Raw genomic sequence first — 8,733 nt, 5'->3', positions numbered from 1 at the left:
CTGCTCAAGTCCGACGTGGCCGCCGAACCCGGTGTGTCCATCGACCTCTTCGAGCGGATGCCCGCGCCGTTCGGACTGATCCGTTACGGCGTCGCCCCCGACCACCCCAGAATCAAGGGCATCGTCACCGCCCTCCACCAGGTGCTCGACAAGCCGCAGATCCGTCTCTTCGGCAACGTCGACTACCCGACCGACATCAGCCTGGACGATCTGCGCTCGTTCTACGACGCCGTGATCTTCTCCACCGGCGCCACAGCCGACCGGGCCCTGCCCATCCCGGGCATCGAGCTGGACGGCTCCTACGGCGCGGCGGACTTCGTCTCCTGGTACGACGGTCACCCGGACGTGCCGCGCACCTGGCCGCTGGAGGCGGAGAAGGTCGCCGTGCTGGGCGTCGGCAACGTCGCCCTCGACATCGCGCGCATCCTCGCCAAGACCGCGGACGAGCTGCTGCCCACCGAGATACCGGCGAACGTCCACGACGGCCTCGAGGCCAACCCGGCCAAGGAGATCCACGTCTTCGGCCGCCGCGGCCCGGCGCAGGCGAAGTTCAGCCCGATGGAGCTGCGCGAGCTGGACCACTCCCCCAACATCGAGGTCATCGTCGATCCCGAGGACATCGACTACGACGAGGGCTCGATCGAGACGCGGCGCGGCAACAAGCAGGCCGACATGGTCGCCAAGACCCTGGAGAACTGGGCGATCCGCGACGTCGGCGACCGGCCGCACAAGCTGTTCCTGCACTTCTTCGAGTCGCCGGCGGAGGTCCTGGGCGAGGACGGCAAGGTCGTCGGCCTGCGCACGGAGCGCACCGAGCTCGACGGCACCGGCAACGTCAAGGGCACCGGCAAGTTCACCGACTGGGACGTCAGCGCGGTCTACCGCGCGGTCGGCTACCTGTCCGACAAGCTGCCCAAGCTGCCCTGGGACATCGACTCGGGCACGGTCCCGGACGAGGGCGGCCGGGTCATCGAGGAGAGCGGCTCGCATCTGCAGTCGGTGTACGTGACCGGCTGGATCCGGCGCGGCCCGGTCGGCCTCATCGGCCACACCAAGGGCGACGCCAACGAGACGGTGTCCAACCTGCTGGACGACTTCGCCCACAGCCGTCTGCACACCCCGTCGGCGCCGGAGCCCGAGGCCGTGGACGCGTTCCTCGCCGAGCGGAACATCCGCTTCACGACGTGGGAGGGCTGGTACAAGCTGGACGCCGCGGAGAAGGCCCTGGGCGAGCCGCAGGGCCGGGAGCGCGTGAAGATCGTCGAGCGTGAGGACATGCTGCGGGAGAGCGGCGCGTAAGCGCGGAGACGAACCCGGCGGTGAGGGGCCCGGCGACTGTGCCGCCGGGCCCCTCACCTTTGCCGTCAGCGCCCCACCGGCACCACGACGAGCTGCGCCACCCGGGTCTTACGGACCTGTGACGTGCCGGGCGCGGAGCGACGGCGCGGGGGTCCTGCCGACCTAGCGTGTGACCATGCGAGTACTGGTCACCGGCGGTGCCGGGTTCATCGGGTCCCATGTGGTCGAGGCACTGGCGGCGGGCGGGCACGAACCCGTCGTGTACGACGTGCGTGCGGACCCCGGTTCGGACGTGCGGGACATCGGCGCGGTACGCCGCGCCCTGTCCGGTGTCGACGCCGTGAGCCATCATGCCGCGATGGTCGGGCTGGGGTCCGGGTTCGCCGACGCCGTGGAGTACGTCTCGCGCAACGACCTCGGTACGGCCGTACTGCTGACGGCCATGGCCGACGCGGGCGTCCCGCGGATCGTCCTGGCGGGATCGATGGTGGTGTACGGCGAGGGACGGTACGACTGCGCCCGGCACGGAGTGGTGCGGCCCGGGCCCCGGGCGGTCGCCGACCTGACGGCGGGACGCTTCGAACCCCGGTGCCCCGCGTGCGGTGCGGAGTTGTCGCCCGGGCTGGTCGGCGAGGACGCGCCGGTCGATCCGCGCAATGTCTACGCGACGACGAAGCTCGCCCAGGAACATCTGGCGGCGGCATGGGCGCGGGTCACGGGCGGGTCGGCGGTGTCCCTGCGGTACCACAACGTGTACGGGCCCCGGATGCCCCGCGACACGCCGTACGCCGGGGTCGCCGCCTTCTTCCGCTCGGCGCTCGCCCGGGGCGAGGCCCCGCGCGTTTTCGAGGACGGCCGCCAGCGGCGGGACTTCGTCCACGTCCGGGACGTGGCGGCGGCCAACGTGGCGGCGCTGGAGGCGGCTTGCCCGCCGGGCGCGCTCGTGGCGTACAACACCGGCAGCGGAGAACCGCACACGGTCGGGGAGATGGCGCGGGCGCTGGCCGAGGCGTACGGCGGGCCCGAGCCCGTGGTGACCGGGGAGTACCGGCTGGGGGACGTCCGCCACATCACCGCGGACTCCTCGCGACTGCGGTCCGAGCTCGGCTGGAAGCCCGAGGTCGGATTCGCGGACGGCATGCAGGAGTTCGCCCGGTCCGGGCTGCGCGGCCGGTGAGCGGCCCGCCCCGCGGCAGCGACCTGAGGTCCGCGTTTCGTAAGAAACAGAAGCCCGATATGCCCGTTTTCTCTTCGTAGGGTGAAAGCCGTGACGACCCCTCCCCCCTCACCGACCGTCGACGTGGTCCTCCCCTGCCTCAACGAGGCCGACGCACTGCCCTGGGTCCTGGAGCGCATCCCTGCCGGATGGCGTGCCCTCGTCGTGGACAACGGCTCCACCGACGGCTCGGCGGACCTCGCCCGCGCGCTCGGCGCGACCGTCGTCCACGAACCGCGGCGCGGGTTCGGGGCGGCGTGCCACGCGGGACTGACCGCCGCCGGTGCCGACATCGTGTGCTTCTGCGACTGCGACGCCTCGCTCGATCCCTCGCTCCTCGTCCCGTTCGTGCGCGAGGTGCACGACGGTGCGGCCGACCTGGTGCTCGGCCGACGCCGGCCACACGGCCGGGGCGCCTGGCCGGTGCACGCCCGGGCGGGAAACATCGCGCTGGCGCTGATGCTGCGCCGCCGCACGGGCCTGCGGCTGCACGACCTGGGCCCGCTGCGCGCCGCCCGGCGCGAGGCGCTGCTCGGCCTCCGGCTCACCGACCGGCGCAGCGGCTATCCGCTCCAGATGGTGGTGCGCGCCGCCGACGCCGACTGGCGCATCGCCGAACACGACGTGCCCTACCTGCCCCGCACCGGGGCGTCCAAGGTCACGGGCACCTGGCGGGGCACCTGGCAGGCAGTGCGGGACATGCGCCGCGTCCTGGCCGAACCCCCCGCGACGCAGGGGCGCACCACCCCGTCCGCGCAGGGAGGGAGCGCCCGTTGACCACGCTGCTCGTCATTGCCAAGGAGCCGCGGCCCGGACGGGTCAAGACACGGCTGACGCCCCCGTTCACCCCCGCTCAGGCGGCCGTGCTGGCCGAGGCGGCCCTGGTGGACACCCTGCGTGCGGTGGCCGCGACGCCGGCGGGGCGCCGGGTCCTGGTGCTCGACGGGACCCCCGGTGCCTGGCTGCCGTCCGGCTTCGACGTCGTACCGCAGTGTGCGGGCGGCCTGGACCAGCGGCTCGCGGACGCCTTCGCCGGGTGCGACGGGCCCGCCCTGCTGATCGGGATGGACACGCCGCAGGTGACGCCGGAGCTGCTGACCGTGGACTTCGCCGACAGCGACGCGTACTTCGGTCCGGCCGAGGACGGGGGCTTCTGGGCGCTCGGCCTCGCCGAGCCGGCCCCGGAGCTGCTGCGCGGTGTCCCGATGTCGACGCCGGCCACCGGCGCCGTACAGCGCGACCGGCTCGTCGCCGCCGGGCTCCGGGTGCGGGATCTGCCCCCGCTGCGGGACGTCGACACGGCAGCCGACGCCGACGCGGTGGCCGCGCTGGCGCCGCACGGCCGGTTCGCCGCGGAGCTGGCCCGACTGCATGCGGCCACCGGCCGATGACCGCCCCGTACGAGATCGCCCGGCCCGACGACACCGAACAGCCCGCCCTGCTCCCCTGGTCGGCCGATCCTTATGTGCACGCCCTGCGCACCGGCCGCGGACCGCTGTTCCTGCGCCGCACCGACGGCTGGCTGCTCCCGTTGGACGTGGAGCGGTGGTGTGCGCGCCCGGACGACGCGGATCTGACCGTCCTGGACCGCTGCGAGGGTGCCGTGCTGGACGTGGGCTGTGGCCCGGGCCGGCTGGTCGCGGAACTCGCCGCCCGGGGCCGGACCGCGCTCGGCATCGACGTCAGCGAGGCCGCGGTCGCGCACACCGCACGGCTGGGCGGCCGGGCCCTGCGGCGGTCGGTCTTCCAGCCGCTGCCCGCGGAGCGGCGCTGGGGCACCGCGCTGCTGATGGACGGCAACGTCGGCATCGGCGGCGACCCGCCCGCGCTGCTGGACCGGGTGTCCCGGCTCCTCGCCCCGGGCGGTCTGGTGATCGCCGAGACGGTTCCCGCGGACGTGGACGAGCGGGTCCAGGTCCATGTCACCGACGGGCGGGGCACCGCCGGTGTCCCCTTCCCGTGGGCCCGCCTCGGCACCCCGGCCCTGCTGCGGTACGCCCGTGCGCTGCGGCTCGACGTGGAGGGTCAGTGGGCGGCCGGCGGACGCTGCTTCGTCGCCCTGCGCAGCCGGAGCACCAGCAGCAGTGCCGAACCGCCGAACAGAACGGCGGTGATCAGCAGCCAGCGGGCCAGGAAGCCGTCCGCCGACAGCCCGGAGACCAGCCGGTAACGCTCGTCGACCCGGCCGCTGATCAGCGGGAACCACACCAGCAACAGCATCCCGGACAGGGCGGCCGGGACGCGGACGTACGGAATCCACTCCCGGCGCCGCACCGCGCCGAGCGCGCCGGTGACCGCCCGGTCCGCGGCCGCGTACAGCGGCAGGAGCAGCAGGTCGTGGACGAGGGCCGCGCCCACGAACCACAGCGCCACCCGCAACCAGTCGCCCGCGAGCAGCCGCACACCCGCGTATCCGGCGAGCGCCAACGATGCGGCGAGAAGCAGCAGTTGCAGCGGGCTGCCGAGGACGAGGTGCGGTCGGACGAGGGTGGGGCGGCGCATCACAGGTCTCCGAACGTCATCCGTGCCACCCACTTGGTGTTCAGCACGCCCGGCGCGGCGGGCACGATGATCCGGGCCGGGTAGCCGTGGTCGAGGGTCAGCGGCTCGCCGTTGACGTCCAGGGCGAGCAGGGAGCGCGGGTCGGCCACCTGGTTGGCGCGCATCGCGGCCCGGCGGAAGGCGCCGTGCCGTTGGAGGGACTCCACCAGCACGTCGGTCGGATCGTCGTGGCCGACGAGGGCCGCGAGGTCCCGCAGCCGTACGCCGCGCCACCACTGGTCGGAGGTCGACCAGCCCTCCACACAGGCGATCGGCAGCGCGGCGCTGTGCAGCGGGAGGCCCAGCAGCTCGTCCCGGCTCAGCCGGACGACGCCGGAGCGGCCGGTGACGACCAGCCGCCACGCCTCGTCGCCCGTCTCCCGGCGGTCGATTCCGGCGTACGCGGCCGTCTTGTTGATCTGGAAGCCCCCGGGGCCGCTGCCCGGTTGGGGTCCCCCGCGCGGTGCGAGGACGGCGGTCTCGCGCAGCGGCCCGTCGAAGCTGCGGCCCGCCGTCGTGACGAACATCAGCAGCGAGGCTCCTGAGACCAGCCCGAAGGCGCCCCGGCGGGACACGGTCGGCTCGGCCGGCCGCGGGGACACCAGATCGCCCTCCTCCGCGCGCAGCCGACGCAGATTACGCACGGCTGTGGGGAGCTTCAGGGCGGCGTGCACGACGAACGCGGCGAAGAACACCCAGGCGCCGTAGAAGTGCAGCGTGTAGAACGAGCCGGGGAAGATGTAGTCCACCTGGACGTTGAGCACGCCGGTCGTGAACTGGAACAGGGCGCCCCCGACCAGCAGGAGCAGCGAGATCCGCTCCAGCGCGTGCGCCACCGAACGGGCCGGCGGCAGCGCGAACAGCCGGGGCACCACCGACCACAGCTTGGCCAGCAGGACGGGAATGAGAGTGAGCCCCAGGGTGACGTGGACGCCCTGGGTGAGCCGGTACAGCCAGTGCGGATCGGTCGGCCAGGAGAAGAGGTAGAAACCGAGGATCCCCTTGTCCGGTGTCTGGTCGTTGACCGGCGACAGGTCGGGGTTGTAGGCGGCGTACGACAGCAGGCCGGTCACGAACAGCAAGGTGATGCCGACCAGCAGCACGACGCCGAACACGGCGGTGAACCGGGGGCCGCGCAGGGGGCTGCGCCAGAAGCCGGGCGAGGAGGGAAGCCGTTGGTCGTGCATGGTCCGACGGTAGGTCGCGGCCCGCCCGAAGGGACCGCGCAACTCATGACGAAACGCTGACATCAGGGCGCAGGACGCCCTGGTGGGTGTCTCGGCGGCCTAGCGTCCTGCGTGTGATCCGCTCTCCTCTCCGTGACCTGGGCGCCGCCCTGGCCGCCGTCCTGCTCGTCGTGGCGGCGATCCTGATCGGCCGCCACATCGAGGACACCGACGGCACGCTGTTCGTCAACTGGCCTCCGCTGCTCGCCTCCTGGGGCCCGCACGTGGGCCCGGGCACCCCGGCCGCGATCGCGGTGGCGATCGCCGTGGTGGCGTACGGGCCCGGGCTCGCCGCGCGGCTGCCGTGGCGCGCGCTCCTGGCTGTGGCCTGCGGCACCGCCATGGCCTGGACCTGGTCGCTGGCCCTGATCGACGGCTGGCACCGGGGTGTCGCGCAGCGGCTCACCACGCGGTACGAGTACCTCCAGGTCATCGACCGCTTCCAGGACATCCCCGCCACACTGCGGGACTTCACCGAGTACATCGTGATCCAGGGCCCCGACCACTGGCCCGCGCACATCGCCGGGCACCCTCCGGCGGCCACGCCCACCTTCGTCCTGCTCGACCGGATCGGCCGCGGCGGCGGGGCCTGGGCCGGGATCTGGTGCATCACCGTCGGGGCCACGGCGGTGACGGCCGTGCTGTTGATGGTGCGGGGGCTGACCGGGGAGGGGCTCGCGCGGCGGGCGGCGCCGTTTGTGGTGCTGGCGCCGGGCGCGGTGTGGATGGGCACGTCGGCCGACGGGTACTTCACAGCGGTCGCCGCCTGGTCGGTGGCGCTGCTGGCCCTTGCCGTGACGGGACGGCCGGGGGCTCGGTCGCGGATCGCGGCGGGCGGGGCGGGACTGCTGTTCGGGCTGACGTGCTATCTGTCGTACGGGCTGACGCTGATCGGGATCATCGGTCTGGGGGTGTTCGTCCTCGGTCGGAACCGGCGCGCGGTACTGCTGCCGCTTCTGGCCGGGCTGGCCGTGTTCCCGCTGGTCTTCACCCTTGCGGGGTTCAACTACTGGGAGGCGTACCACCTGCTGGTCGAGCGCTACAACCAGGGTGCCGGAGGCGTGCGGCCGTACGGGTACTGGGTGTGGGCCAACCCGGCGTGCACCGTCCTCGTCGTGGGCCTCGCGACGGTGGCGGGGCTGTCACGGGCGGGCGGCACGCTCGTCGGGCAGCGCCGCCCCTTTCTGAGCCGACCGGGTGACGCGGAGGGGGCGGTCGACGAGGGCCGCCTCGCGGTGCTTCTGCTCGGCGCCTTTCTCGCCCTGCTCGCCGCCGACCTGTCCGGGATGAGCAAGGCGGAGACGGAGCGCATCTGGCTGCCCTTCGCCCTCTGGCTCCTCGCCGCCTGCGCGTTCCTGCCCCGCCCCCGCGTCTGGCTGACGGCGCAGGCCGTGGTCGCGTTGCTCGTCAACCACCTGCTGTGGACCGGCTGGTGAGCGGCCCGCCCGTGCCTACGGCAGAATCGAGTCGACGTATCCCCCGTCGACACGCACGGCGGCACCGGTCGTGGCGGACGCCAGCGGGGAGCTCAGATACACCACGAGGTTCGCGATCTCCTCGGGCTCGATGAGGCGCTGGAGCAGTGACTGCGGGCGGTGGTCCCGCATGAACGCGCGCTGCGCCTCCTCCCAGGGCAGGTTGCGGTCCACCAGTTGGTGGACGAAGTCCTCGACGCCCTCGGTGTGGGTGGGACCGGCGATGACGGAGTTCACCGTGACACCGCTGCCGGCCGCCTCCTTCGCGAATCCGCGGCTCACCGCGAGCAGGGCGGTCTTCGACATCCCGTAGTGGATCATCTCGGCGGGGATCACGACGGCCGAGTCGCTCGCGATGTTCAGCACCCGCCCCCACCCCTGCCGCATCATCCGTGGGAGGTACGAGCGGGTCAGCCGGACGCCCGAGAGCACATTGATCTCGAAGTAGCGGCGCCACTCGTCGTCGGTGATGTCCAGGGCGGGCGTCGGGCCGAAGATGCCGAGGTTGTTGACCAGGATGTCCACGTCGGGCAGCGCCTCCACCGCAACCGCGGCGCCCTCCTCGGTGCCCAGGTCAGCCGCTACGGCCACGAAGTCTCCCTCCGGCGCCTCGGCCCGCAGTTTCTCGACGCTCCGTTCGAGGCGTTCGGCGTCGCGTCCGTTGACGCCCACGCGTGCTCCGGCGCGGGCCAGTCCCACGGCGATCGCCGCTCCGATGCCCTGGGAGGAGCCGGTCACCAGCGCGGTTCGCCCATCGAGGTCCACGTTCACGGGGGTCACTCCTTGTCGCAGTGCGGTCGGCCGATGTCCTCCTGCCCACGATCGCCGACGATGCACCCGGCCGCAGGCGGACGCCCGCCGTCCTCGACACGCGGCCCTTCCGGGGACCCCCGGGATGATCCCGGCGACCTGCGGCGACGATACTGGCAGTCGCACCACGCCCCCGTTCACAGATGGACCCCATGCCCTCCACCAC

General features: G+C 73.0%; 8 protein-coding genes. 6 read left to right on the top strand and 2 right to left on the bottom strand.

The window, feature by feature from the left end; all coding sequences use genetic code 11:
• The 5 genes from ACTWQJ_RS39795 to ACTWQJ_RS39775 form a co-directional block, all read left to right on the top strand.
• Positions 1–1,299: pyridine nucleotide-disulfide oxidoreductase (locus tag ACTWQJ_RS39795; protein ID WP_443311312.1), on the top strand; the 1,299-nt coding region annotated here is incomplete at its 5' end.
• Between the two features lie 175 nt (positions 1,300–1,474).
• Positions 1,475–2,476: an NAD-dependent epimerase/dehydratase family protein gene (locus ACTWQJ_RS39790; protein ID WP_443311311.1), complete on the top strand. Its 1,002-nt coding sequence runs from the start codon at positions 1,475–1,477 to the stop codon at positions 2,474–2,476.
• A gap of 81 nt (positions 2,477–2,557) precedes the next feature.
• Positions 2,558–3,292 (top strand): glycosyltransferase family 2 protein, encoded by a 735-nt coding sequence (locus ACTWQJ_RS39785; RefSeq protein WP_443311310.1) that lies wholly within the window; start codon positions 2,558–2,560, stop codon positions 3,290–3,292.
• Positions 3,289–3,906: a TIGR04282 family arsenosugar biosynthesis glycosyltransferase gene (locus tag ACTWQJ_RS39780; RefSeq protein WP_443311309.1), complete on the top strand. Its 618-nt coding sequence runs from the start codon at positions 3,289–3,291 to the stop codon at positions 3,904–3,906. Before ACTWQJ_RS39785 ends, ACTWQJ_RS39780 begins: the two co-directional genes overlap by 4 nt.
• Entirely contained in the window at positions 3,903–4,685 is a 783-nt protein-coding gene (locus ACTWQJ_RS39775) for a class I SAM-dependent methyltransferase (RefSeq protein WP_443311308.1), read from the top strand. Before ACTWQJ_RS39780 ends, ACTWQJ_RS39775 begins: the two co-directional genes overlap by 4 nt.
• A gap of 331 nt (positions 4,686–5,016) precedes the next feature.
• On the opposite strand, the gene ACTWQJ_RS39770 is transcribed toward ACTWQJ_RS39775, so the two are convergent.
• Positions 5,017–6,243, bottom strand: a complete 1,227-nt coding sequence (locus tag ACTWQJ_RS39770) for a molybdopterin-dependent oxidoreductase (protein WP_443311307.1) — start codon at positions 6,241–6,243, stop codon at positions 5,017–5,019.
• Positions 6,244–6,356: 113 nt separating this feature from the next.
• Between ACTWQJ_RS39770 and ACTWQJ_RS39765 the strand changes: the two genes are divergently transcribed.
• A complete protein-coding gene (locus ACTWQJ_RS39765; RefSeq protein ID WP_443311306.1) occupies positions 6,357–7,718 on the top strand; it encodes a hypothetical protein in 1,362 nt (453 codons plus the stop codon).
• A gap of 15 nt (positions 7,719–7,733) precedes the next feature.
• On the opposite strand, the gene ACTWQJ_RS39760 is transcribed toward ACTWQJ_RS39765, so the two are convergent.
• Positions 7,734–8,528 carry an SDR family NAD(P)-dependent oxidoreductase gene (locus tag ACTWQJ_RS39760; RefSeq protein ID WP_443311305.1) on the bottom strand — a complete coding sequence of 265 codons (795 nt, stop codon included), beginning with the start codon at positions 8,526–8,528 and terminating at the stop codon, positions 7,734–7,736.
• Between the last annotated feature and the right edge of the window lie 205 nt (positions 8,529–8,733).

It is taken from the genome of Streptomyces sp. KR55 (genome assembly GCF_052245645.1).
Lineage (GTDB): Bacteria > Actinomycetota > Actinomycetes > Streptomycetales > Streptomycetaceae > Streptomyces > Streptomyces flavusporus.
This window is presented reverse-complemented; position numbering and strand designations above follow the sequence as displayed.